Raw genomic sequence first — 25812 nt, forward strand, 5'->3', positions numbered from 1 at the left:
GAATGTGTATAATAATGCACATTACGTTCGCCACCGCGAAAAGGAAATCAGTTATCTCCCGATCTGCTCAACCTGTTGAAGAAACGGGGCAAGCAGGTCGCGAATGTCCTGCGGTGGATTGCGTTTGCTGAAACTGTCTGCGGTGGTGAAAACGCTGACAGTGCGGGCTAAAAAACAAAGCTGATTGTCCTGCACGCCATCGACGCGAAATTCGATGGACGTTTCGCCCAGCCGGCTGGGCCAGACATGGCAAATCAGCCTGTGCCTTGGCGTAACGGGTGCTTTGAAGTCCATCTCGAGCCGGACGAAGGGCGTTCCAACATTCCGGTCCAGTTCCAATTGGTACCATCCCTGTCCCAGATGTTTCTCCCACCAGGCGTTTATGGCGTCCAATGTGAACCATGGCAGACGACCTGTATAGGCGATGCGCGCCGGATCACAGTCGCCCCAGGTTACCCGGATATCATGGCGGAATACAGCCGCGGGCCGATCCGACATATCAGTAGGTTTCAACGTGGTAACGCCCGTCTTCGCGCATTTTGTCCCGCAAACCGGGCCAGTTATGGCCCATGTCTTCAGCGATTTCGGTCAATGCGTTTTCCACTCCGGTTTCCATGTCGCGCAGCCCGCATATGTAGACGTGGCATTTATCATCGCGCAACATATCCGCAACGGCCCCCCGTTCTTTCAGCATCCGATCCTGAACATATTCCTTGTCCTGACCGTCTTGCCTGCTGAACACCAGATGTTGCTCAAGCAAACTGGACGGAACTTTCTGAAGCGGTCCGAAATATGGCAAGCTGTCGGGCGTTCTGGCTCCAAAGAACATTGTCATACCGCCATGAACGATACCCACCTTGCGTTGGCGTCGCATAGTGAAGGCGCGCATCGGCGCAGATCCGGTACCTGTGCAAATCATCAGAATCCGTGCATCCGGATCATCGGGCAACAGGAAGGTCGCGCCAAAGGGACCGGTCACATTCACCGTGTCACCCTTTTTCAGGTCGCAAATATAGTTGGAACACACGCCCTTATCTTCGCGTTTCACCGTCAATGACACATTGTTAAACCCGGGGCGTTCCCCATCGCGGGGGCTGGAGACAGAATAAAGACGCGGCAAATGCGGCGAACCTTCGGCATTCTGTCCGGGCGGCAGAATGCCGATGGATTGACCTTCCAGAACAGGCATCGGGTGCCCCTGAAAATCCAGAATAATGTGACGAACGTCGCTGTCCGAGCCCTCAGCCGTCAAGCGATAATTGCCCTGAACAACAGCTTGCACGGGCTTACCCAGATTATACAGGTTTACCGTTGGTTTTGACGCCGTTGCCGGAGCCCTGGACTTGCCACCTGCCCCTTTGTGCGCCTCGGCCAGAAGGGCGGCCATGGCCTCATCCAGCGCTTCCATCCCTGTTTCGGCCTCGCTACCGTCCAGTTCGACTTGTTCGGGCAGCTCCTCCCACGAATACTGGTCTTCTAGGCTGTAGGGCTCGCTCACTACGCGCCATTCATCGATGGAACCGGTCGGGCATACCGGAATGCAATCCATACAAAAATTGCATAGATCAGCATTGACCACCACGTTGTTGTCATCATGTTCAATAGCCTGAAGAGGGCAGGTCATCTCGCACGTGTAGCACCGGATGCAAATCTCGGGATCGATCAGGTGCTGTTTGACAGGTTTATTCATCGCGTGCGTTGCCGGATGACGATGGAGGGGACGGTCACGCATTCGAAGATCGCGCTGCACATCCCGTCACAATCCGAACACCCAAGGCAGCAAGACAGATCAATCGAGTTCCCCCGCAGGGTCCCTGGCCCCAATCTGAACAGTGTGGATTTTTCCTCTGACATCCATATCTCCTTCGCGTTGACACAGCCAGAATGGAACATTGCCCTTCTGGCCCGATATCAGGCCATGTGAAGTTTCACATACTCAAAATGGCCCGGCTTGTTGTCGATGCCGACTTTCGGAGGCGCAATCCAACCCGCGTATTTGCCCGGTTCATAACAGGGTACCATAAGGGATTGGATATAAGCGCCATCTTCCTTGGACGGCAGCCAGTTATCGACATTGGCCGCCCAATCCGCTTCCGAGATGATGTCGCCATCCGGGTTTGCCTTGATTGCCGCAAAAACACCGATCTGGCGATGGAACGCCTCGTGCGGCAGCTTCAGCCGGAAATCAATGCCCGCTTTTTCAATGATCTTATTCCAGCGTCCAACCCCGCCCGAGGCATCCTGAACGTAATCGTCCCGAAGACGCATGTTGATTGCGGTCAGCGCCGGAACGTCCTGACTGACGATCGCGCCATCCACGATGCTTTTCACCACATACGTGTCTTGCTGCAACTGATGGTCATCATCGATCCGGCTTTCCATGTACCGCCCCTTGATGCCCGCGTTGAACGCGTTGGCAGCGTTGGTCGATACCTCCTGCCCGAACAAATCCAGCGACAGAGTGTAGTGCAGATTCAGCTTTTTCTGAATTGTAGGCAGATCAATGACGCCTAGGTCGCGCACTTTGCCGACATCATAAGGATCGGTCAGACCGGCGTCATTCATGGCTTCGCAGGTGCGCTGAACGATCCGGCTGACACCGGTTTCACCGACGAACATGTGATGCGCTTCTTCGGTCAGCATGAACCGGCACGTCCGGCTGAGCGGATCAAAGCCCGACTGCGCGAGGCTTTCCAATTGCATCTTCCCGTCGCGGTCGGTGAAATAGGTGAACATGAAGAAAGACAGCCAATCCGGGGTCTCTTCGTTGAACGCCCCCAGCATACGCGGCGCTTCTTCCGATCCTGAGGAACGGATCAGCAGGTCATCCGCTTCTTCGCGCCCATCTTTACCGAAGTATTTCTGAAGCAGATAGACCATAGCCCAAAGATGGCGGCCCTCTTCGACATTTACCTGAAACAGGTTGCGCATGTCGTATAGAGATGGTGCCGTCAGGCCCAGAAAACGTTGTTGCTCTACCGAGCCCGGCTCGGTATCGCCCTGAATGACGATCAGACGTTTGAGCATATTGCGATATTCGCCCGGCACCTCTTGCCACGCTTTTTCGCCTTTGTGTTCCCCCATCGGAATGGTGCGGTCTTCAACCTGCGGGGCCAGCAGGACGCCCCAGCGGTATTCCGGCATTTTCACATAGTCGAATTTTGCCCACCCTTTTGGGTCCACACTCACTGCGGTGCGCAGGTAGATCATGGATTCCTGAAAATCCCGCGGGATCAGCTTGTTCCACCAGTCGATATAGCCGGGATGCCATTTCTCCAACGCCTTCAAAACCTTACGATCCTGGCTAAGGCCAACATTGTTGGGGATCTGGGTGTCGTAACTCACGTTCATCACGTCGACCATGTCGTACTCCTGCTGAAAGATCGGGGGGACGCGTTACACGCGCTCCATGTTGTATTCGCCGCGCATACCAGTGCCATAGCGTTGCAGCGCACCATCGGCGCCAACTGCGTTCGGGCGGTTGAAAATCCAGTTCTGCCACGCCGTCAGGCGGCCGAATATCCGGGTTTCCATCGTCTCGGGCCCGGCAAACCGCAGATTTGCCTCCATCCCGGTCATTGCATCCGGGCTGAACGAGGCGCGCTCTTCTTCAAAGATTCGAATTTCATCTTCCCAATCGATGTCGTCGAGGATCATCGTGACAAGACCCAGTTCTTCGGCCTGCTCTGCTTCAAGAGCATTGCCCTTTTGCGCTTGCGCCCGGGTGGTCGATGCGGGGTTCCCTAAAAAGCGCGTTTGCAATCGCGTCAGATCGTTGGCCATGGGAAAGGTCCCGAAATTGGCATCGGTCAATGTGATCGTGGCAATCGGACGATTGTCGCCTTCGAACTCGTCTTCCATCATGTAGGTCCGATCCACGGCCCATAGCAACTCGGCCAGGACACCGGTAAAGCACGACCCATGTTCGACAAGCGCGGACATCGATCGAGAGGTCACATCGATCCGCTTCAGAATCCGCTTCCAATACTGCAACACTTCGTTGGCGAGCCAATGGCTGCCCCTGTTGGTCAACAACAGGGTTTCATGCGCCTGAAACGCCTCTGGGTCCCCTTGGGTGCGGAAAACGACAAGCCCCAGCTCCATCTCATTCAGTCGCAAATGCAAAATGGCATCGTCCAGTTCACGCGCCAGACGCAGCATATAGGCCTGATCGCCCTGCCCCGTAAATTCGTCCATATCACCCGGCGCAGGCATGTCTGGACCGTTGAGTGTCACAATAGCCTTGCGGGCGCTTCGGTCTACGGCCATCTCGACCAGACTGTACGTGACCGAGCCGTCTTCGGCGATCGATTTGTCCAAGGGTCCCAGTTGGATTCCTTCGACATTTTCGGCCTTGGATATTTCGGACGCGAACTCCTGCGCCCGTTCCTGAACCGTCGCATCAAATTTCGAATTCGGCACCACCTCATCCACCAGACGCCAGTCCAGCGCGCGCTTGCCCTTGACCCCTTCTTCGGTCGAACAGAACACATCCGCCAGATCGCGGCGCACCATGCGTTTGTCGGTGACTCGGGTCAGACCACCTGTGCCCGGCAACACTGCAAGCAAGGGCACCTCGGGAAGCGCCACGGAAGACGTGCTGTCATCCGTCAGCATGATATGATTGCACGCCAGTGCCAATTCATAGCCGCCGCCCGCACAAGCCCCTTTGACAGCGGCGATATATTTCTGACCGCTGTCCTTCTCGGCGGCCTCATAGGTGTTGCGCGTCTCATTCGTAAACTTGCAGAAGTTCACCTTATGGCTGTGGGCCGCACCGCCCAGCATTCGGATATTGGCCCCTGCGCAGAACACCCGTTCTTTGCCGGACTGCATGACCACCACCTTGACCTCGGGGTGTTCGAAACGCATCCGCTGGACAGCATCCGCAAGCTCAATATCAACACCCAGATCGTAGGAGTTCAGCTTCAGTTGATAGCCATCGAACAAACCGGCGTTTTCATCGACATCCATAATGAGGTTCGCAATCGGGCCATCATATTCAACCCGCCAGTGGCGATATTTCGATGGGTCAGTCTGAAAGTCGATGACCTTGGTCATAAGACGCTCCTATTGTCTGATTTGCAAAATAGTGCGGGGTTGGTGTCGAGTAAAGGAATTTGTGCATGATAATTCATCTATTTCCCTGCTTTAGTGGCAAATAAGATCGGTATCTCCCTCTGTAATGCATTTTATTGCATCTTTCGAGCAAATTCCCAGCACAGTTGACCCCCCTCTCTCATAAGCTTCCCGAAACAGCTTTTCTGATTGATCCCGCAACCGCTCTGCCGCCCTGTCCCGGCCCATTTTGTGCTTCAATTCTGCATTGGCCAGTTGAATGACCGCTTGAACCATCAACCGCTCCGGCGCGTTCGGCGGGCAGGCCATCCACACGGCTTCCAGGACCTCGTGCGCCTCCCAAAAATACCCGTCTTTCAGAAGCGCCAAACCAAAGGCCCAGGCGCGCGTCTCGTGCAGGCAATCCGGGGAAACGTCGTCGAGACCCGTTTTGAAACGCTCAAACAATCCCTCGGCATGACGAGGCGTCTGGCCCGGGACGTAGGCATAGGACGGCCGCCAATCCAGCGTCATGCCTCAATCGGCACAGCATGTTCAAGCCGCTCAAGTCGCATGGTAAACTCGGCAATTGCAGCCAGGGTTGCGTCTGGCTGATCAACCTGAGGTGCGTGACCACAATCGTCCAGAACGGTCACCTCAACCGGCGCGTAGCTTCGGGATTCCAACTCGTCTATCTGGGCCAAAGTGCCATACTGGTCCTGACGACCCTGTATCGCAAGTGAGGGGATACGCAGGTAGTCAATGACATCGGCAACGTTCCACTTGCGGAAATCCGGGTTCAACCAGGCATCGCACCAGCCCGAAAACGCAGACTCGGGGTCATTGTGGTATTTAGACAGCCGATTCCTCAAATCACCACTCACAAAAGCATTTTGAGCGGCAGCGATGGACTTCAGACCGCTGTCTTCAGCAAAGAAATGCGGCGCCATAAGGATCAGCCCGCGCACACGGGGGTCCGACACCGAACCAGCATAGATCGCGGCGATTGTCGCGCCATCGGAATGCCCCAACAGGACACATCTGTGAATTCCTGCTTTGTCCAGAACCTGCGGCAGCACATCCCGGGCCTCAACCGTCATATAATCCAGCGGGCGGGGTAAGTCGGCCGGGTCGGATTTTCCATAGCCTGCCCGCGAATAGGCCATGACGCCGAAACCTGTCGCTGCAACCAATTTGGCGGGAAAGTCGCGCCACAAGGCCGTACATCCCAAGCCTTCATGCAAAAGCACAATTGTCGGCGCGTCCTCGGGCGCAGGTCCCCAAGTACCGTATTCCAATCCAGTGCCGTCAACTTCGATCCACGCGGATCCGCCATCTACCCAGGTCATGTGGTTTCCCTCAGTTTAAAACGCTGAATTTTTCCGGTTGCGGTCTTGGGAAGATCTTCCACGACATCAACCCAACGTGGGTATTTCCACTTGCCGATCTTCTGCTTGACGAATTCTTTGAGGTCCGAGATCGCGTCTTCGTTCTGACCTTCTTTCAGAACAACAAATGCCTTTGGCTTATCAAGACCCTGATCATCCGCATGAGCAACAATCGCGGCTTCCAGAATCGCAGGATGCTCGATCAACGCCTGTTCGACTTCAAACGGGCTGACCCAGATACCGGATACTTTGAACATGTCGTCGGTGCGCCCACAGTAGATATACCGACCTTCAGCGGTGCGTTCATACTTGTCTCCGGTGCGCGTCCAGTGTCCCTCAAACGTATCGCGGGATTTGTCACGGCGGTTCCAGTAGCTTTCGGCTGCCGAGGGTCCCCTCACCAGCAGTTCTCCAACCTCTCCGTCGGCGACTTCCGCGCCCGAGTCATCTACCAGCCGGACTTCGTACCCCGGCACAGCCATTCCCGACGTCCCGTACAAAATGTCATCAGGGCGGTTTGACAGGAAGATGTGCAGCATCTCGGTCGAGCCCACGCCATCCACGATCATGGACCCCATGTGGCTTTCCCATGTCTCTCCAACTTCGCGCGGCAGGGCCTCTCCGGCCGAGGTGCAAAGACGCAGGTTAGAACGTGGCTTTACGCCTGCCGAATCCAAACTCGCATTCATGGCGGCAAAGAACGTGGGCACCGCACAGAAAATTGTTGGCTTGAGGGTATCGAGAATATCAAAAGCCACATCCGGCAGCGGGCGACCGCCCAGCAAGACCGTTGTCGCCCCGACCGACTGAGGGAAGGTCAGCCCGTTTCCAAGACCATAGGCAAAGAATAACTTTGCCACTGAAAAAACAGTATCGGATTCGCGTATGCCCATGACCTGCGCGCCAAATGTGTCAGCCGTCGCCCGAAGGCTGGAATGCACATGGCGGACGCCCTTCGGCAAACCTGTCGATCCCGATGAATAAAGCCAAAAGGCCGTCTCATCGCTTTTTGCGTCAACCGCCTGCAGCGGGTCCGCACCGTCCATATAATCGGCATAGCTGACGGCTCCGTCTGGCGCGTCTCCAATCACGATCACAGACTGCAGATACGTGTTGCCTTCGACTGCGGGAGCGACCGTTTCCCAAAGAACCTCGGAAACAACCAGTGTCGTGGCGCGGCTGTCCTGCAGGGTTGCCGCATAAACCGAGCTGGACAGCAACGTGTTCAGCGGCACCGGGATGGCTCCTGCCTTTATCGCGCCCCAGAAGATCACCGGGAATTCAACCTGATCCAGAACGATCATCGCGACGCGTTCTTCACGACGAACTCCGTGTTTGACCAGGGCGCCGGCAAAGCGAGCGCTTTGGTCCGACAGCGCTCCATAGGTCAGATCACGGCGCAAACCGTCGGCCTCTTTATAGGCCACCTTGTCGCCGCGCCCCTCGTCAAGATGTCGTTCAACGAACCACAGGGCAGCATTTTGATTATCTGGCACGAGTCTTCCCCTCCGCTGGCAGGTCAATTGCTTGCCGGTGTGCACAAATGATTACAGGATTGCCGTGGTAACGGCCCCCCTATTGAATTCCGCTTATGCGTTATAATGCATTATACATGCTAAATTTTGCAACATTGTTTTTCTGGTTGTGCAATTTTTTGCACAAATCAACAAAATCAGCCGAACGGGATCAGGAACAACGTGATCGCCGGAAACAGCACCAGAATGATGACACGAACGATGTCCGAGCCAACGAAGAACATCACGGCCTTGTAGGTCTCAAGCATCCGGGTGCTCTTATCCATTGCATTGATCACAAACAGATTCATACCGACCGGAGGCGTGATCAGACCGACCTCGACCACGATCAGCACCAGAATCCCGAACCAGATTGCCGTCCGCTCATGGGCGATGCGATCTGCCATACCCTGGGTGACACGTATGTCGATTTCTTTTTGCAGATCCCTGCTGATTTCCGATCCCGAAGCGATTAGAGCCTCAACCTGCGTCCGGATTTCCGGCGCGATATCAGCGGTTTCAGCCAGTGCGGACCGGGCGGCATCATGTTGCATCGCGATCAGATCGACCAGACCAAAGTCCAGGACAGAGATGACCGGGAAGAAGATCGGAATCGTCAGCAGGATCATGCTGAGGCTGTCCATCACACAGCCCAGGATCAGGTAGAAAACCAGAACCAGAGCCAAAATCATCCAAGGGCTGAACCCCTGACTCAAGACAAAGTTTGCCAGTTCCTGCGGTACGTTGGTCAGGGCCAGGAAACCGTTGTAAAATCCGGCCCCCAATATGATGAAGAAAATCATCGCCGTGGATTTGGCCGTGGTGGTGAAGCTGTCTTTCAGCGTTGCCAGGGTCAATCCGCCATTGGCCAGTGCGATCAGGCCCGTTCCGGCAGCTCCGACGGCCGCGCCTTCGGTCGGCGTGAACCAACCCGCATAGATACCGCCGACGACACCGCCAAACACCAGCAAAACCGGCCAGACGTCAAACAACAGCCGAAACCGCTCGCGATAGGGAATGGCTTCGCGCGTTCCCGCGCTTTCGGGATAGAGGCGCACATAGATGGACACGGCAATGACGTATCCCAAGGCGGCCAGAATGCCTGGAATGAACGCCGCAAGAAAAAGCTTGGCAATGTTCTGTTCCGTCAGGATCGCATAGATCACCAGCACAACAGATGGCGGTATCAGAATGCCCAGCGTCCCGCCCGCAGCAAGCGTGGCCGTCGAAAACCCGCCCGCATAGCCATAGCGCCGCAATTCGGGCAAGGCGACACGGCCCATCGTTGCTGCTGTCGCCAGTGACGATCCGCAGATCGCACCGAAGCCTGCACATGCGCCGATCGCGGCCATGGCCACCCCGCCGCGACGGTGCCCCAGAAACCCTTCGGCCGCCTTGAACAGGGCTGTCGACATACCCCCAAGCGTCGCGAAATGCCCCATCAGCAGAAACATAGGTACAATCGACAAGGAATAGCTAGAAAAGGTCGTATAAGTTTCGGATTTCAGCCTGCCCAGAGGGATGTTCAGATTGCCAGTCACCAGAACAATGCCGGTCAACCCGGTCACAAACATGGCCAGACCGATCGGAACCCGTACAAATATCAGAAGCAGAAGTGCAGGAAAGGACAGCAACCCGATGGCGAGATCGCTCACAGTAGTATTTCCTTTCCTGAAAGGCATTCGCGCGTGCGGACACCCGCCATGTAAACGCCGACTATGGCCGCGACGACCGCCGCACAGAAACTGGCTGCATAGCCCCACCAAACGGGGAACTGCAGGATAAAGGTGTTCTCACCAAAACGCAGCTTGGCCATCATACCGCCCCACAGCTGCACGGCGATCAGCACAAGAACGGCGGCAAAGACGATCTCGATCAACATGCGCAATACCCGGTGAATCCGCGGAGACAGTTTTGAGGTGAAGATGTCCACCACAGCGTGACCAGAATTCAGCTGGCACAATGGCAAAAAAGCAAAGATCGAAAAGGCGACGCCTGCCTCGACAATCTCGAAATCACCATTGATGGGACCGACACCCAACCCGAGTATCCACTCGGAGATGCCCGGCATAAGCTGGCCCAGCCAACCGTGCAGAAGCGTGTTCAGCGACCGGCCCAGAACAGACACGCAAATCATGAGGATCAGCAACGTCAGCACAAAACCACCCAGCAGGGCCATGCCCCGTGCCAATTGCTCGATAATCCGGTGCATACCGCCCCCTTCGCCGCTGTCGATGCGAGAAGAATACACCTGCCGCGCAATGGCAAGACACCTTGCGCGGCAGGCCGGTTCGAAGTTTAGCTGCCGTATTCAGCCATCAACGCCTTGGCGCGGTCGATCAAGGCCTGACCGTCGATGCCTTTTTCGCTCATCTCGGACAACCAGGCGTCATAGACGGGCTGCGCCGCTTCGGCCCAGACAGCGGATTGTTCGGCATCCAAAGTGACGACGTTGTTGCCCCGGTCCAGCGCGATTTCACGTGCAGGGTCATCATTGGCTTGCTGAACCTCGCCCGCAAAGGTCGAGAACTCGAGGCCAGAATGCTTGTCGACCACGGCTTTCAGATCGTCAGGCAACGCATCATACTTGTCTTTGTTCATCGCCAGAACAAAAGTCACCGTATACATCATGGGTCCGGTGAACTCGGTGTGGTTTTCGACCAGTTCCGGCACTTTAAGCGCTTTTGTCACTTCCCAGGGTATCGTCGTGCCGTCGATAACACCTTTCGACAGCGCCTCGGGGACAGCGGGAACAGGCATGCCCACCGGGGTCGCGCCCAACGTGCTGAGCAGAGAATTCACCTGCCGGGACGCGCCGCGGATTTTCATGCCGTTGAAATCCTCGGGCGTCAGCACCTCTTTGTTGGCATGGATCATACCCGGCCCGTGCACCCAGCCGCCCAGAACCTTGACGTCCGAAAACTCCCGATCTGCAATGTCTTCTTCGAGCAGTGTCCAGAACGCGGCTGACGCAGGTTTGGCATCGTTTACCAGAAACGGCAGTTCAAAAACTTCGGTCGAAGGGAAACGGCCCGGCGTATATCCGATCACGTTCCAGGTAATGTCGATGACACCGTCGATCACCTGATCCAGAAGTTCAGGCGGCTTTCCCCCCAACTGCATCGAAGGATATCGCGTGATTTCGATGCGCCCATCGGAATCCGCTTCGATCTTGTCAGCCCACACATCGATGATCTGGGCGGGAATGGTGGCTTGGGCAGGTAGGAAGCTCTGCAGGTTGAACTCGTATTCGGCCGCCACGGCGCCAGTTCCAAAACCAAGTGCGACCGCACTCAGCGCCCCCGCAAATATCTTTGAAATTTTCATGTTTTCCTCCTCTGTGTCTTTTGTCTTGATGCGATTTAATGCATGATGTGCAAAATATCGCAATATTTTTGTCGCTGTCATCGGTGATCGCGGAACCGCGCCACACGTTGCTAAACAGCATCGGCAATGCAATCTTGCTGTCAACAGGTTGGAGGGGATCAGATGCGGACACAAGTCGTTGTGATCGGTGGGGGGCCGTCCGGCCTGCTGCTGTCGCAACTTCTCCATGTCCATGGAATCGACAGTGTCGTTCTTGAGCGTAGGACCAAAGACTATGTCTTGGGTCGCATTCGTGCGGGTGTTCTGGAACAGGGATTTGTCGACCTGATGACTCAGGCCGGCGTTGCTGACCGTCTGCATACAGAAGGCTTTGAACATGATGGCACGCTGATCGCGTTCGAAGATGACAGCTTTCGCATAGATTTTCGCGAACTGACCGGCACGCCGGTTGTCGTATATGGCCAGACCGAAGTGACCCGGGATCTCTACACGGCGCGCGAAACTGCAGGCGGCACCATGCTTTTCAACACTGAAGACGTGGAAATTCACGACGCAGACACGAATGCGCCATACGTGACGGCCAGTGTAAATGGTCAGGAAAAGCGAATAGACGCTGATTTCATTGCCGGGTGCGACGGGTTTCACGGCATCAGCCGCCAGACGATTCCGCTGTCAGTTCGGCGCGAGTATGAAAAGATTTATCCCTTTGGCTGGCTGGGCATCCTGTCCGAGACCCCTCCGGTGCATGAAGAATTGATCTACGCGTCTTCCAAGCGGGGCTTCGCGCTGTGCTCCATGCGCAATGACAGCCTGAGCCGATACTATATTCAATGCTCATTGTCGGACTCTCCGGACGACTGGACCGATGCAGCCTTTTGGGCTGAACTCCGGCGCCGTATTCCGGCCGAGTTTTCCGACCAGCTGATAACAGGCCCCTCAATCGAAAAGTCAATTGCTCCGCTCCGGTCCTTTGTGACCGAGCCGATGCGGTGGGGTCGGCTGTTTCTGTGTGGGGACGCAGCGCATATTGTGCCTCCGACCGGGGCCAAGGGTCTCAATACCGCCGCGTCGGACGTGCATTATCTGCTGAGCGCGCTGCGTGACTATTACCAGAACAATTCTCACCAGGGGATCGACAACTATTCCCAAACGGCGCTGGCCCGTATTTGGAAAGCCGAGCGTTTCAGCTGGTGGTTTTCATCACTGCTGCACCGTTTCCCTGATCAGTCGGAATTCGATCTTAAAATGCAACGCGCCGAAATCGACTTTCTGCGCACAAACGCGTCGGCGCAAAGGGCAATGGCAGAGAACTATGTGGGGCTACCCTATTGACCGGCGTAGCCAAAGGAGAAGCAATGGATCGTCACACAAAAGGCATGATCGTTCGACGCCGTGTGCTGGGGGACGCGCATGTGGATCGGGCCGAGGCCGCAAAATCTGAATTCGACGCTCCGTTTCAGGACATGATCACCGAGACCGCGTGGGGGACGTTGTGGGAAGACGACACCCTGACCTTGCGAGAGCGGTCTCTGATCACTCTGGCCTTACTGGCCGCAATGCGAAACTTTGAAGAAATCCCGATGCACGTGCGGGCCTGCGCCAATACCGGTGCATCCAAAGAAGATGTCATGCAGGCATTCATGCACGCTGCCGTCTATGCCGGAGTTCCCTGCGCAAACCGCGCGATCAAGCTGGCAAAGGACACATTTGCAGAGATGGAGGGGCAAATCGAATGAACCGGCCACAGGATTTGTATCAGCGCGATCGCGAATGGCACCCTCCGGCTTTTTCGCAGAATTACAAGACCAGCGTGTCGCGCGCGCCGCAAAACCCACTGCTCTCGCTGGAAACAACCGCCAGCGAGGTGTCGGGGCCGACCTTCGGACACGCCGATATTGCGCCCTTGGACAACGATTTGCTCAGGAACTATGCCAGCACCGGAGACCCGATTGGCGAGCGCATTTTGCTACATGGCAGAGTGCTGGACGAAAACGGCAAACCAGTCCCAAACACATTGGTCGAGATTTGGCAGGCCAATGCAGGTGGGCGGTATCGGCACAAGAAAGATACCTATCTGGCCGCGATCGATCCAAACTTTGGTGGTTGTGGCCGTACTTTGACCGACGAGAATGGCAATTACCGGTTCAGGACTGTAAAACCCGGTGCCTACCCTTGGCGGAACTCGGTCAACAGTTGGCGCCCCGCGCATATCCATCTGTCAGTGTTTGGCGCCAGCTTTGCCCAGCGGCTTATTACGCAACTGTATTTCGAAGGCGACCCGTTGATCGCCAAATGCCCGATCGTAAATACGATCCCCGATCCGCGCGCGATTGACCAACTGATCGCGGCGCTGGATTTGAACGCAACCGTGCCGTTCGACAGTATCGCATATAAGTTCGACATCGTTCTGCGCGGTCACCGTTCGACCTATTTCGAAAACCGACCCGAGGGGAACTGATCATGGTTCAAAAGCTCGAATATTTGAAAGAGACGCCCTCGCAAACTGCCGGACCCTACGTTCACATCGGATTGGCACCGGGGGATGCGGGGTTTGACATCTATGACCATGAACTTGGCAGGGACATAACCGGTCCGAATGCCAATGGAGAACGGATCACGATCCGGGGCATGGTCCGGGACAGCATCGGCGCGCCGGTCAAGGACGTTTTGATAGAAGCTTGGCAAGCCAATGCGGCGGGTTTCTATCCCGGTCATGGCGAAGTCGAAACAGGCTTTCGCGGCTGGGGACGTGTCATACCAGACTTTGACACAGGCGAATGGTGCTTTGACACGATCAAGCCCGGCGCGGTCGCAGGGCAGGCAGGCGTGATGATGGCGCCGCATATCAATCTCTGGCTGGTTGCGCGGGGCATCAATGTCGGGTTGAATACCCGGCTTTACTTTCCGGATGAAGCCGCAGCAAACGCAACCGACCCGGTGCTGAACCTGATCGAACAGGAGGACCGCCGCAAAACCCTTGTCGCTGTGGAGACGCCTAACGGCTACAGGTTCGATATCCGCCTGCGCGGCGACGGGGAAACGGTGTTTTTCGATGTCTGAACAAACGCCCTGCATCATCTGTGTCGCAATCACGGGATCGGTTCCCACAAAGGCAGACAATCCAGCCGTCCCCATCACAATTTCCGAACAGATCGAAAGCACGCACGCAGCCTTTGAGGCCGGTGCTTCTATCGCCCACTGCCATGTCCGCGACGACGAGGGCAAACCGACTTCTGATCCTGCGCGTTTTGCCGCCCTCAAGGCCGGGATCGAGGCTCATTGCCCAGGTATGATTGTCCAGTTGTCCACAGGCGGCCGATCGGGCGCCGGCCGCGCTCGCGGCGGTATGTTGCCGCTGGCACCGGATATGGCGTCTTTGTCAGTGGGGTCGAACAATTTCCCAACCCGCGTTTACGAAAACCCTCCGGATCTTGTCGACTGGCTGGCCAGCGAAATGCTGACCCATGACGTCAAACCCGAGATCGAAGCATTTGACCTGTCGCACATCCTGCAAGCCGCCCGTATGCATCAGGCCGGAAAGATCAGGGATACTCCCTATGTTCAGTTCGTGATGGGCGTGAAAAACGCCATGCCGGTCGAGCGGGACGTTTTCGATTTCTATGTCAAAACCGTACACAAGCTGTTTGGCGACGTGCCCTGGTGCGCCGCAGGGATCGGGCGCGGCCAAATCTTGCTGAACGAATGGTCAATCACCGCTGGTGGTCATGTGCGGACTGGTCTGGAAGACAATGTCCGATTGGATCGCGACACGCTCGCCCCATCGAACGCGGCATTGGTCCGGCGTGCGGTCGATCTGTGTCAAAAGCACAGCCGACCGGTTGCCACAGCCGCTCAGGCCCGAGGCATTCTGGGTCTGCGCAAGGCCGCTGCGTGATGCGGCCTCATCAGCAGGCCCTGCCTTTTTCAGAGGACCTTTCAACATGACCGATCTGTTCACGCATCCCTGGTTCTCTGGTCTGTTTGGGGACGACGAGGCTGAACAGATTTGGTCCGCCGAACGCACCCTGTCTCATATGTTGTCATTCGAGGCTGCTTATTCGCGTGCGTTGGGAGTGACCGGAACCAACGCTGAGGCTGATGCAAAGGCCGCAGCCAAACTGATCGAACAGGCACATCCAACTTCTGATGCTTTGCGTGCCGGTACGCAATTGGACGGGCTGCCGATCCCGGCGTTGGTTCAGGCGCTCAGATCGAACGCCGGACCGTTGGCCAGCGCCATTCATACGGGGACCACCTCGCAAGATGTCATGGACACCGCACTGGTTCTGACCCTGCGAGACAACAGCAATCTGTTGCAGGCCCGCTTGGCAGATTTGGACAATACACTGGACGGCCTGCGCAAGGCTTTCGGCACACGCATGATCATGGGGCGCACGCGGATGCAGGCTGCTTTGCCAATCTCGGTCGACCACCGCCTTGCGGGATGGCACACGCCACTGGCGGCTCATCTGGAGCGCCTCGGGAACCTGCGTCAGAGGATTGAACGGTTGCAACTCAGCGGTCCGGTTGGGGACGGGCAGACCTTAGGATCCGCCCGTGTCGAATTGATCTCATGTTTAGCGAAAGAACTGCAGCTGGCCCCCTCGCTAGACACCTGGCAGGTGACCCGGGCCGTTCTGGTTGAATACGCGGATCTTTTGTCAATGATTACAGGGGCACTGGGCAAAATGGGGCAGGATATCTGCCTGATGGCACAGCAAGGCATCGATGAGATCACACTTGTCGGTGGCGGGTCATCTTCCGCGATGCCCCATAAGCGAAACCCGATTTTGGCAGAGCTTCTGGTCACACTTGCCCGGTTCAACGCAACGCAAGTGTCCGGCATGCATCAGGCCCTTGTTCATGAACAGGAACGGTCGGGTAGCGCATGGGCGCTGGAATGGATGATCTTGCCCAATATGGCAAAAGCCACAGCACGCGCGCTTGCAGCGGCTGAAACGTTGTGCACGCAAATCACCTCCATCGGTGACCCTTTAATCATGACTGACAAAAAGGACTGACCATGATCTTGAATGCAGGACCCGAAACCTGCCACTGGGGGTTTTTTGATGCCGCCTTGTCGCCAGCGGCAACGATCAAAAGCGGCGAAGAAATAACCGTCAATACCGTGTCCGGCACACCGCAGGTTCTGCCCGGTGACGGCTACCACGTGCCGCCCGAGCTTCAGGCGCTTCACGCAGAGGGTGCGCCAGCAATGCCCGGCCACATCCTCACCGGACCCGTCGCCGTTGATGGTGCCGCGCCCGGAGATGTTCTGCAAATTGACATATTGGATGTGCGATTGCGTCAGGACTGGGGGTACAATGTGATCCGCCCCTTGGCGGGGACATTGCCTTTGGATTTCGACCGGGCGCAAACCACTATCCTGTCCCTCGATGCGGACAGAAACGAAGCCGCCCTGCCCTGGGGTGCAACGCTACGCCTGGCGCCTTTTTTTGGCGTGATGGGGGTCGCGCCGCCACCGGGCTGGGGACGTATCTCAACCATCGAGCCGCGCGCGCACGGAGGAAATATTGACAATAAGGAACTGGTCGCAGGCACAACGCTTTACCTGCCGGTCTTTGCCGAAGGCGCACTGTTTTCGTGCGGCGACGGTCACGGGGCTCAGGGTGACGGTGAGGTTTGCGTGACCGCAATCGAAACGGCCCTGCAAGGTCGGTTCCGTCTGACCGTGCGCAAGGATATGGCCCTGACCTACCCCGAGGCGGAAACACCCACACATTGGATCACCATGGGAATGCACGCGGACCTGGACCAATGTGTCGAGATCGCCTTGCGGCGCATGATCGATCTTGTGGCTGACACGGCAAACCTGTCGCGCCATGACGCTTACATGCTGTGCTCACTGGCCGGAGACTTGCGGATCACCCAGACCGTCAACCGCGAAAAAGGTGTACATATGATGATGGCCAAGCAGCATTTGGCTTCGCCCTCGGGTTAACCCTCACAAACAGTTTACTTTGCCCGAAACACCGCGCCGCAGCCTTGAGGCGCAAGGAATGACCGGGCACAAACCCTATGCAGACACTGTTGCGACCAAAGGCAGTTCCAATGATCAAATTCTATTTCCATCCAACCCCAAATCCGATGAAAGTGGCGCTATTTCTGGAAGAGGCTGGCTTGCCTTACGAAGTGGAGCCTGTGGACACGTTGAAGGGCGAACAGCACGCGCCGGACTTTACCCGCATCAATCCCAACAGCAAGTTGCCCGCGATTGACGATAACGGAACCATTGTGTTCGATTCCAACGCGATCCTTCTGTATCTGGGCGAAAAATACGGCAAGTTTACAGGTCGGGTCGAGGACCGGGCGGACCTGTTGTCATGGCTGATGTTCATCGCCAGCGGTCTCGGGCCATATTCGGGTCAGGCGGTGCATTTCCAGCATGCTGCGCCAGAGAAGCTCGACTACGCGGTGAACCGCTATCGCCGCGAGGCGCAGCGCCATTATGGCATTCTGGATGCGCGGCTGGCGGACCGCACTTATCTGGTTGGAGATGAATACTCGATCGTGGATATCGCAGCCTGGGGCTGGATTGATCGCGTGACACCGGTTCTGGGTGAAGGCGAACTGGACGCCTATCCAAACCTCAAAAAATGGTTCGATATGGTCAACACACGACCCGCCGTCGCCAGGGCGCGTGACGTGGGCAAGGATATCACATTCAAGTCCGAACGGGACGAAGTTGCGATGCGCGCGCTCTTCCCGCAGAATTATCAGGACTGAGGTTAAGGGGGAAACAATGACAAATTTTGACGGTGACGAAGCAGCCGAGGTGCATCGCCACCTCCATTCTCATTTGCCCCCGGACCCGGCCCTGCGCGTCAAAGCACTGGAAAGCCTGTTGATTGAACGCGGCATGGTCGCGACCGAGACGCTGGACGCCTGGGTCGAAGCCTATTCCGAGCATATTGGGCCCAAGCGCGGCGCGCAGGTCGTGGCGCGCGCCTGGGTTGATCCAGAGTTTCGGGACCGCCTTCTGGACAACGCAGCCGAGGCAATCAAGGAGTTCGGCTTCGAAGGTCATGCAACCGGCAATCTGACGGCCGTCGCAAATACGCCGACGGACCATAACCTGATCGTATGTACGCTGTGCTCGTGTTACCCGTTCGCCATTCTGGGCATGTCTCCAGCATGGTACAAATCGTCCGAATATCGCGCCCGCGCGGTCCGCGAACCTCGCCTTGTTCTGGCTGAGTTCGGCGTCACCCTTGGCGCAGAGATTGCCGTCCACGTGTGGGACAGCACAGCCGAGCTGCGGTATATCGTGATCCCGGAGCGCCCGGCTGGCACCGAGGGATGGAGCGAAACCCAGCTGGCCGACATCGTCACCCGTAACGCGATGATCGGAACAGATCGCGACCTGCAGATCGGAGATGCCTGATGGACGGAGTTCATGACCTTGGTGGAATGCAGGGATTTGGCCCGGTCGAAACCGACCACGATGGTCATGTTCAGATGGAAGATTGGGAAAACCGCATGTGGGCCATTGCCCGAACAACCTGGTCGCCGGACTGGACGGTCGATTGGTGGCGTCACATTACCGAACGTCTTCCCCCTCATGTCTATCTGAACATCCCCTATTTTGAGAAATGGATGCTGACATACACAACAGGCCTGATCACCTCATCCGTGTTTTCGACCGAGGATATTCTGTCCAATCGTGAGGTGTCCGACGCGGAATCCAATGCCCCCGTACACGATCTTGCGGATGTTTTGGAACAAATTCGCAGCGGCACAAAAAGCTCGCGGGCAGAGATTACTGACGCCCCGCGGTTCCAACCCGGTCAGTCGGTTACGACGCACCGCACAATAACTGCAGACCATACCCGCCTGCCGCGCTATGCCCGTGGTCGCACGGGCACCATCGTCGCCCATCATGGCGCCTATATTCTGCCCGATCTGAATGCCCGGGGGATCGCGAAGCACGAGCATCACTATACCGTCAGCTTCACCGCTCAGGAGCTTTGGGGCGAAAGCGCCAACTCTAAAGACAGTGTGAAGCTCGATTTGTGGGAGAGCTATTTTGTTTGAACCAGAAGACCCTCTGGCCCCAATCCAGCCGCACTTCTCAGAAGGTTGGCACGCGCAGGCATTGGCTATGGCGGATACTCTGGTGACAAGCGGGCAGTTCACCGCCGGCGACTGGGCAGATGCACTGGGTCACGCCTTAAAAACCGCCAATACGCAGGGTGCCCCGGACACGGAAGAGACGTATTACCGCGCCGTCATCAACGCCCTGGAAACTCTGATCGCAACTGGTACAGATATTGACGCCGGTCAGATTGCAGCCCGAAAGGAAGACTGGATCAAGGCGTACATCTCGACCCCACATGGCCGACCGGTGAAACTCTGAACCCGGCGTTTGCGTCTTGACCCATGTTCGGCACGGCTTCTGTTTCCAGACCCTGTCGTTTGCTCTCGCCCAACCAGTTTCGCATAACAATTGATGCCCGATCGGCAACACCTTTGCCACCAGGCATTCTGAAATTTGGGGCGCCGGCCATACGACCAGCTCGTTCGATTCACCGCGCAATAATCACTCAACCGCCATCTAACGGTTACGAAACCTGTGTTCGAACAAAAAACCATTTTGCCATCCGTCCGGAAACTATCGTTTTCGTTAAACCCGAAGACTTTTGTAGCAAGCGCTCAGATCGTCGGGATAACGGCGTTCCCAATACTGACCGACACGCTCAAGTCGTTTAACGTTTCCAAGTGACTGAAAGTTCACTGGAAACAGCTTCATTTTCGAAAGGAAAGGTCCTGATGTATTCATCAGGACCTCTACATAAATTAACGCTCACCGAAACGTACCGACTATTCAACAACCTTATGCGAATACCCAATGGTCTTTGACGCGCCGAAGTCTTTGACCCAGTCAAAGGTAAAGGCGTAATCGTCCTCGGTCAGTGGTTTGTGACAGGCCATACAGGGCGCTTCGTTGACGCCATCCTTGTTGCTGCCGTCCACTTCAAACACCGAATAGCGCCAATTGTCATTCTTATAGATGTCGGGAACATCATCGCCCCAGCCGCCGCGCTTTTCCATTGCTGTATAGAACTTGCGCTCGCCCGCAATCAGCCGACCATCCGCGTCTTTGAGCAAATTGCCATCGGCATCCTTTTTGGCATCAAAGACCTCGACCAGAAAATACGCACCGGGTTCAAACGGACCGCCATCGGCGACACCTGCAAGTGCGATGTCATTTCCACTGAAATACCGCACTTGCTTGCGATCATCATAATCTTTGCGGTGATAGCGGGTAAACGTGGTCTCGTGATCTTTCGGAAACGACAAAAGCGAGCCGTCCAGACCGGTGTCATTGCTGGCCGAAGCGCCCGCCTGGCCACCGGGGAGACTGGCGAAATAAGCAGCCAGGTTTTCGATATCCGTATCAGACAGGTTCGCGGCGATGGCATTCATCAACGCATTCTTCCGGGTCTCAGACTTGAATGCCTTCAACTGAGCCTTGATGTAACCCTCTTTCTGTCCGGCGAGATTGGGGAAGTTGTCCGCCGTGCTGATGCCTGCACTGCCATGGCAAGCGGCGCATTGCCCGGCCGTCTCGCCGCCGGCCTGAAGATCACCGGCGTGCACGGCAAAACTCATTGATACACCGAACACAGAGGCCCCTAAAATTGTGCGAACCGAAGATCTCATTGAAACGTCCTTTCCCTGACTTGCCAGCACCCGACCCTGAACAAGGACGATGCGCGCGTTGGAGCAGACAGTAGACCTGCAACAGGCCTGCGCAATTGGCACGACAATCACAAGTCAGCACGTAAACTTGAACCTCTGCAATTGCCGGGCTTAATTCCGGACACGTTTTGCATTGACGATCAATGATAAAGCTGGGCCGTTGCTGATGACCCAACTGAAAAACCGTCACGGTCACGCTTGCGAAAATCAGACCGCAACCTTTGAATTGGTTCCGGCCTGTAATGTTGAATCTGCTTCAGATCTCGGCGGGGATAAACACGTGGCTGTCGCCGTCTTTCTTGATCTTGCCCGCGTTTGGAAAGCCGAAATGGTAACCGCCAATCATCATGTCCTCGGCAATCGCCTTTTCAACCAGCGCCTTCCGGGTTTTTGTTGCCTGCTCTTTGTTGGAATCAAAGCCCAGCTGCCAATCTAAATTGGTCAGGAAAAGCGCCGGGACAATAATGGCGTCGCCGATCAGAAGAACCTGTTGATCCCCCGAAGAAATGTGGAAGTTCAGATGGCCGGGAGAATGACCAAAACTCTCTTCCGCGCGCAACCCGGGCGCAAGCTCTTTCTCTCCGGAAAACCGAGTGACGTTGTCCCAATTTGGGAACGTCGCCTGAATGCGTTTGGCCAGACCCTTGCGGCGCTCTGGAAGTTTTTCAATGATTGAAGGATCGGTCCAGAAATCATACTCGGTCTCGCCCACCATAATTTCAGCATTGGGAAAAACCTGGGCGTTGGTGTCCTTTTCCATCAAGCCAAAAATGTGATCTGGGTGCATGTGGCTGATAATGACCTTATCAACCTTGTCCGGAGTAATCCCGGCAGCTGCCAGCCCACCCTTGGCTCCCAGACCCGCAGTCGGAGCCAACTGACCACCGGTGCCTGCGTCCAGTAGAATGGTTTTGCCGCCCGTTTTGACCACTGTATAGGCAAATTCAATCGGCACGTAGTCTGTCGTCAGATTGGCCTTTTTAAGTGCGGCTTTGATGTCATCTCCGGCCACACCGGGAGAGATCGTATCAAAGCCATCGTTCTGCCAGATGCCGTCATAGACCGAAATCACTTCGATATCGCCGATTTTATACGAGTAATGTCCCTTTTTCCGCAAATCCGCTGCATTTGCAGGTGTCATGAATGCAAGCTGACCAGTTAGGCCAAGTGCTGCGACACCTGCGCTTGATGCCAGAAATTGCCGTCGATTAGGTGATGTCATCGTAGGTCCTCCCGGAAAAATAGGCGTTTTTGTGACGTTACGTGACATGTCAGGTAGTTTTGTTATGGCAGAATTCTAAACGCCTCAAACAACCGTGATGAGAGGCAACAATACGACTGTTCGAAACTTAACCACCCACGAGGTGGTCTCACTGCTTTCCGGTGCCATATACGTCACTCTGCTGTATATTGCGCGACCGTTTTGTCATTCCACTCCAGCCCCAGCCCGGGGCGATTTGGCGGTGTCACAGTGCCGTTGGCGACCTCGTAAGGGTCTTTAAGGATCGGGTTCGCCCAATCGACCCATTCCAACCAATGCGCGCCGGGATCTGAACATAGCAGGTGCGCGCTCGCCTCGGGAAACAGGTGGGATGACACGGGCCAACCCACAGACTGCGCAAGGCTCGAGGCTTCAATCCATCCGGTGATGCCTCCGATTTTCATGACATCTATCATGACCAGATCAAGCGCCCCGGCACGCGTGGCCTTTGCCATATCGCCCGGCCCCCAATGGTTCTCGCCGCCCTGGATCGGAATAACCGAGGCCGCGCGCAACTCGGCCAGGCCCTCAAAATTGTCAAACGCGACGGGCTCTTCAATCCAGCCCAAATCACAATGGGCCAATGCAGCAAGGCGGTGTTTTGCTTCTGCCATGGAAAGACCCTGATTATAGTCTGTCACGATGGTCGCTGCATCACCAATAGCTGCGCGTACTTCATCAATGACAGCAAGATCTGTGGCCACGTCGGAATAGCCCAACCTGACTTTCAGCGCCGAAAACCCACCATCTGACAAGAGTGTTCGGGCTTCATCCGCAACCTTGCCGGGACCAATCAGGCCCATGCCATTTGAATTGTATGCAGGAAGGGCCCGGGACGCACCGCCCAGAATGTCATACAGCGGTCGCCCAACGCTGTGCCCAACGGCGTCCCAGGCGGCCATGTCGAGCCCGGCAATAGCCATCAGCGTCAACCCTTCCGCACCCAGAAGCTTGAACTGACTTAACAGCCGCGCGCGCAACCCTCGGGGATCAGCATCGACACCTTGGACGACCGGCGCTAGATCGCGCAGCAAGGCCGTCGTTGCCTTGAGTGCAAGCGGGGAATACGTGAACAGGTAGCTACGACCGACAACACCATCGCTGCGTTCAAGGTCTATAAGTACCAAAGGCGCCAGAGTGACCTGGCCGGTCATAACAACTACCGGGCGGCGCAAGGGCACCAGAACCGGGCGAGCGGTCACTTTTTTGATGGTGGGATAAGACACAGTCGGCAGGCCTTTCTTGCAGAGCTTTCGATCGTCAACGCGGACATGGGTCAGTGCACGAGAACCCAAACCCGTGAGTGATTGCAAGATAATTGCCAAACTATGCAATCGTACAGCCGCAGAATCCGCTCACACCTGCCTCTCACACCGGCAGCCTGCTAACTTTGGTTCCTTCATGCCGTCTTTTGAACATCCCCCGATCCTCAAAACGTGACCGCACCCCTGCGACGAGAGTGCTAGAGTTATTCTGAACTTTCAGGAGATACCAATGACCAGACTGCTTGTTGCGCTTGCGGCCCTTCTTCTCAGCGTCTCTGCCGCCCTTGCGGAAACCGTACGTTTCAAGGCCGCCGACGGCGTGGTCGTTACTGCCGAACTCCAGAAACCAGACAAATCCTACAACACTGTTCTCGTGCTCTATCACATGGCCGGAGCGAGCCGTGGCGAATACTCGGAAATCGCCAAGCGCCTGAACGCGCTGGGATATGCGACACTCGCCGTTGACCAGCGGTCAGGCGGCAAGTTCAACGGCGTGAAGAACGAAACTGCGGCCAAGGCGGGTGGTAATGTCGCCTATACCAATGCCATTCCTGACATGCAGGCGGCCGCCACTTGGGCGCGACAAAACACTGGCGCGCGGAATGTAGGCGTGCTTGGATCTTCTTATTCCGCTGGTCTGGTCCTTGTGCTCGCTGCTGAAGACAGCGGCTTCGCTGACGCCATCATGGCCTTTTCACCGGGTGAGTATTTCGGCGGCGGTTACGTTTCGAAACGATTGGGAAAGTTGAAGGCCCCCGTCTTTTTGACCTCAGCCCGAAACGAAACCGGTCAATGGAAACCTTTTGAGGCAAAAATCCCCGGACCTGTCACCGGGTTTAACCCCAAAGGACGCGGTCGCCATGGGGCTTCGGCACTTGTAAGTGGCGATGGAGCAGAATACTGGGCCGCGCTCACTGCATTTCTGGACACGCACCTGCCGCCCAGATGACAAAGAGCTGCAATCTGCGGACGCGGCTGGTTCCTTTCGCTCGCTGAGCGGCAGCCATGACCAGCTTTAAAAAGCGGCACCGTTCACATTCAGATAAACGGCCTAAAGAGAGCTGGCACCAGCAGCGAATAACCGGTTCAGTTTGGCGCCTCCGAAACACACATTCCCAACCATTTCAGATATATGGACCTTTCCGGTCAACACGCCGTGCGAATTCAGACAGTGAATTCCATCCGCGGCTGAGCTCCATATACGCCCTTCTCTGTCCGGGCAGACTCCATCGAACAGCCCGTTGGTGCATTCTGCAATCACCTCGCCGCAGGATAGGCTTTTTCCATCACTGTTCACCTTGAATTTGCGGATATGCGCAGGTCCGTTCGGATCATGCGTGACACCTGTATCCGAGACAAACAAACTGCTCTCATCAGCCGAGAAAGCCAACCCGTTTGGTTTCGTGAAGTCGGGTCGATACGATAAACATGACAGGCCCCGATCTCGCTGTCGGCGCGCACCGGTCCACAATCGTTCGACACGGGCATGCCTGATAAAGCAGGCCTCAAACTCTTTTTCGATCACTTGGATTCCGGTGCCGTCCAGAACATTAATCGGTTCCTTTTTTTGTCCTGTCACCCGGTCTGACGGTCGCCCAACCAGACTTAGCCAATTGATTTCCCGGAAACCCCGGGTCGGGCCCCCAAATGGCCTGATAAGTGTCAAAAGCCCGGCCCATACGCTGCCAGCGCCCGGCCAGACAGCCAAGCAATATCCAGTAGGCAACAAGAACCAACCACATCCATCGTGGAGCGTTCGCGGCCCACAGACCAGTCACAATTGCCAACACCATCAGGGGTAGCACCGCATACCCGAAACCGCGATGCAGTTTTTCAAACATCTGTCGCCGAGCCGTCATGTCAAAATGATCACCAGACACGCCCGAAGGATCTGTTGGCCCGCCTTTGCTGCCCCGGGACAGGCCTCCGACCAACTGCACCACACCAAGCCCCAAGACCGTAAATCCAAGCAACCGGTGAAGATTGGCGTCCGTTTGTGGGGCGAACCATGCCAATAGCAGCGCAGGCACCGACAGCAGACACACAAGACCTTGTCCAATACGGTGACAGTGCCACCAAGTCGCATTGTCCAGTTCACGAGGCCAGTCCTGACCCGGCATGATCTTGAAATACCGAGCCGCCAGGATCGCAGCAGGACAAAGAATCCCCCAGCTCAGGACCATCAAACGCGCGTGCCAGGACAGGCCAAGGCCAATGTCATGGCCTCGGCCGGGATCAATGGATGACAACAGCCAGTCTGTCATTCGCGCCTCCTG

The 25812-nt window shown here is 56.2% G+C and carries 27 protein-coding genes; 12 read left to right on the top strand and 15 right to left on the bottom strand.

Annotation, left to right across the window (positions count from 1 at the left end):
• Positions 1-51: 51 nt before the first annotated feature.
• The 10 genes from ACR0K4_RS18100 to ACR0K4_RS18145 form a co-directional block, all read right to left on the bottom strand.
• Complete coding sequence (locus tag ACR0K4_RS18100; protein WP_480855092.1) at positions 52-498, bottom strand: acyl-CoA thioesterase; 447 nt, start codon at positions 496-498, stop codon at positions 52-54.
• A gap of 1 nt (position 499) precedes the next feature.
• Positions 500-1690, bottom strand: coding sequence for a benzoyl-CoA 2,3-epoxidase subunit BoxA (gene boxA, locus ACR0K4_RS18105; RefSeq protein WP_480855093.1), 1191 nt, complete (start codon positions 1688-1690; stop codon positions 500-502).
• 221 nt (positions 1691-1911) lie between these two features.
• Positions 1912-3363, bottom strand: a complete 1452-nt coding sequence (boxB, locus tag ACR0K4_RS18110) for a benzoyl-CoA 2,3-epoxidase subunit BoxB (RefSeq protein WP_480521852.1) — start codon at positions 3361-3363, stop codon at positions 1912-1914.
• Between the two features lie 33 nt (positions 3364-3396).
• The gene (gene boxC, locus ACR0K4_RS18115; RefSeq protein WP_480855094.1) at positions 3397-5061 is read right to left on the bottom strand and encodes a 2,3-epoxybenzoyl-CoA dihydrolase; all 1665 of its coding nucleotides are present in this window, start codon (positions 5059-5061) and stop codon (positions 3397-3399) included.
• A gap of 90 nt (positions 5062-5151) precedes the next feature.
• The gene (locus ACR0K4_RS18120; RefSeq protein ID WP_480855095.1) at positions 5152-5592 is read right to left on the bottom strand and encodes a DUF309 domain-containing protein; all 441 of its coding nucleotides are present in this window, start codon (positions 5590-5592) and stop codon (positions 5152-5154) included.
• The gene (locus ACR0K4_RS18125; protein WP_480855097.1) at positions 5589-6407 is read right to left on the bottom strand and encodes an alpha/beta fold hydrolase; all 819 of its coding nucleotides are present in this window, start codon (positions 6405-6407) and stop codon (positions 5589-5591) included. Before ACR0K4_RS18125 ends, ACR0K4_RS18120 begins: the two co-directional genes overlap by 4 nt.
• A complete protein-coding gene (locus ACR0K4_RS18130) occupies positions 6404-7942 on the bottom strand; it encodes a benzoate-CoA ligase family protein (protein WP_480855098.1) in 1539 nt (512 codons plus the stop codon). The genes ACR0K4_RS18125 and ACR0K4_RS18130 overlap by 4 nt, the downstream gene beginning before the upstream one ends.
• 176 nt (positions 7943-8118) lie before the next feature.
• On the bottom strand, positions 8119-9615 hold the full coding sequence (locus ACR0K4_RS18135; protein WP_480855099.1) for a TRAP transporter large permease: 1497 nt from the start codon (positions 9613-9615) through the stop codon (positions 8119-8121).
• Positions 9612-10172: a TRAP transporter small permease gene (locus ACR0K4_RS18140; protein ID WP_480855100.1), complete on the bottom strand. Its 561-nt coding sequence runs from the start codon at positions 10170-10172 to the stop codon at positions 9612-9614. Before ACR0K4_RS18140 ends, ACR0K4_RS18135 begins: the two co-directional genes overlap by 4 nt.
• Before the next feature lie 86 nt (positions 10173-10258).
• A complete protein-coding gene (locus ACR0K4_RS18145) occupies positions 10259-11287 on the bottom strand; it encodes a TRAP transporter substrate-binding protein (protein ID WP_480855101.1) in 1029 nt (342 codons plus the stop codon).
• Between the two features lie 162 nt (positions 11288-11449).
• Here ACR0K4_RS18145 and pobA point away from each other — a divergent pair, with 162 nt between their 5' ends.
• From pobA to ACR0K4_RS18200, 11 genes are all read left to right on the top strand, one after another.
• On the top strand, positions 11450-12619 hold the full coding sequence (pobA, locus tag ACR0K4_RS18150; RefSeq protein ID WP_480855102.1) for a 4-hydroxybenzoate 3-monooxygenase: 1170 nt from the start codon (positions 11450-11452) through the stop codon (positions 12617-12619).
• Between the two features lie 23 nt (positions 12620-12642).
• Complete coding sequence (gene pcaC / locus ACR0K4_RS18155; RefSeq protein ID WP_480855103.1) at positions 12643-13023, top strand: 4-carboxymuconolactone decarboxylase; 381 nt, start codon at positions 12643-12645, stop codon at positions 13021-13023.
• Positions 13020-13745, top strand: a complete 726-nt coding sequence (gene pcaH, locus ACR0K4_RS18160) for a protocatechuate 3,4-dioxygenase subunit beta (protein WP_480855104.1) — start codon at positions 13020-13022, stop codon at positions 13743-13745. Before pcaC ends, pcaH begins: the two co-directional genes overlap by 4 nt.
• Positions 13746-13747: 2 nt before the next feature.
• A complete protein-coding gene (gene pcaG / locus ACR0K4_RS18165) occupies positions 13748-14347 on the top strand; it encodes a protocatechuate 3,4-dioxygenase subunit alpha (RefSeq protein WP_480855105.1) in 600 nt (199 codons plus the stop codon).
• Entirely contained in the window at positions 14340-15182 is an 843-nt protein-coding gene (locus ACR0K4_RS18170; protein WP_480855106.1) for a 3-oxoadipate:acetyl-CoA acetyltransferase, read from the top strand. The genes pcaG and ACR0K4_RS18170 overlap by 8 nt, the downstream gene beginning before the upstream one ends.
• A gap of 46 nt (positions 15183-15228) precedes the next feature.
• Entirely contained in the window at positions 15229-16308 is a 1080-nt protein-coding gene (locus tag ACR0K4_RS18175; protein WP_480855107.1) for a 3-carboxy-cis,cis-muconate cycloisomerase, read from the top strand.
• A gap of 2 nt (positions 16309-16310) precedes the next feature.
• Positions 16311-17249 (top strand): acetamidase/formamidase family protein, encoded by a 939-nt coding sequence (locus tag ACR0K4_RS18180; protein WP_480855108.1) that lies wholly within the window; start codon positions 16311-16313, stop codon positions 17247-17249.
• A gap of 110 nt (positions 17250-17359) precedes the next feature.
• Complete coding sequence (locus ACR0K4_RS18185; RefSeq protein ID WP_480521867.1) at positions 17360-18034, top strand: glutathione S-transferase family protein; 675 nt, start codon at positions 17360-17362, stop codon at positions 18032-18034.
• Between the two features lie 16 nt (positions 18035-18050).
• The gene (gene nthA, locus ACR0K4_RS18190; RefSeq protein WP_480855109.1) at positions 18051-18692 is read left to right on the top strand and encodes a nitrile hydratase subunit alpha; all 642 of its coding nucleotides are present in this window, start codon (positions 18051-18053) and stop codon (positions 18690-18692) included.
• The gene (gene nthB, locus ACR0K4_RS18195) at positions 18692-19342 is read left to right on the top strand and encodes a nitrile hydratase subunit beta (protein WP_480855111.1); all 651 of its coding nucleotides are present in this window, start codon (positions 18692-18694) and stop codon (positions 19340-19342) included. Before nthA ends, nthB begins: the two co-directional genes overlap by 1 nt.
• Entirely contained in the window at positions 19335-19664 is a 330-nt protein-coding gene (locus ACR0K4_RS18200) for a nitrile hydratase accessory protein (RefSeq protein WP_480855112.1), read from the top strand. The genes nthB and ACR0K4_RS18200 overlap by 8 nt, the downstream gene beginning before the upstream one ends.
• A gap of 464 nt (positions 19665-20128) precedes the next feature.
• Here ACR0K4_RS18200 and ACR0K4_RS18205 read toward each other — a convergent pair whose 3' ends face one another.
• The 3 genes from ACR0K4_RS18205 to ACR0K4_RS18215 form a co-directional block, all read right to left on the bottom strand.
• On the bottom strand, positions 20129-20920 hold the full coding sequence (locus ACR0K4_RS18205) for a cytochrome P460 family protein (RefSeq protein ID WP_480855113.1): 792 nt from the start codon (positions 20918-20920) through the stop codon (positions 20129-20131).
• Positions 20921-21266: 346 nt separating this feature from the next.
• On the bottom strand, positions 21267-22232 hold the full coding sequence (locus ACR0K4_RS18210) for an MBL fold metallo-hydrolase (RefSeq protein WP_480855114.1): 966 nt from the start codon (positions 22230-22232) through the stop codon (positions 21267-21269).
• Positions 22233-22405: 173 nt separating this feature from the next.
• Entirely contained in the window at positions 22406-23497 is a 1092-nt protein-coding gene (locus ACR0K4_RS18215; RefSeq protein WP_480855115.1) for an enolase C-terminal domain-like protein, read from the bottom strand.
• Between the two features lie 268 nt (positions 23498-23765).
• Here ACR0K4_RS18215 and ACR0K4_RS18220 point away from each other — a divergent pair, with 268 nt between their 5' ends.
• Positions 23766-24485 carry an alpha/beta hydrolase gene (locus ACR0K4_RS18220; RefSeq protein WP_480855116.1) on the top strand — a complete coding sequence of 240 codons (720 nt, stop codon included), beginning with the start codon at positions 23766-23768 and terminating at the stop codon, positions 24483-24485.
• Between the two features lie 102 nt (positions 24486-24587).
• Here ACR0K4_RS18220 and ACR0K4_RS18225 read toward each other — a convergent pair whose 3' ends face one another.
• On the bottom strand, positions 24588-25115 hold the full coding sequence (locus ACR0K4_RS18225; RefSeq protein WP_480855117.1) for an SMP-30/gluconolactonase/LRE family protein: 528 nt from the start codon (positions 25113-25115) through the stop codon (positions 24588-24590).
• Entirely contained in the window at positions 25087-25800 is a 714-nt protein-coding gene (locus tag ACR0K4_RS18230; RefSeq protein ID WP_480855118.1) for a cytochrome b561 domain-containing protein, read from the bottom strand. Before ACR0K4_RS18230 ends, ACR0K4_RS18225 begins: the two co-directional genes overlap by 29 nt.
• Between the last annotated feature and the right edge of the window lie 12 nt (positions 25801-25812).

The sequence above is a fragment of the Ruegeria sp. K11 genome (assembly GCF_056531905.1).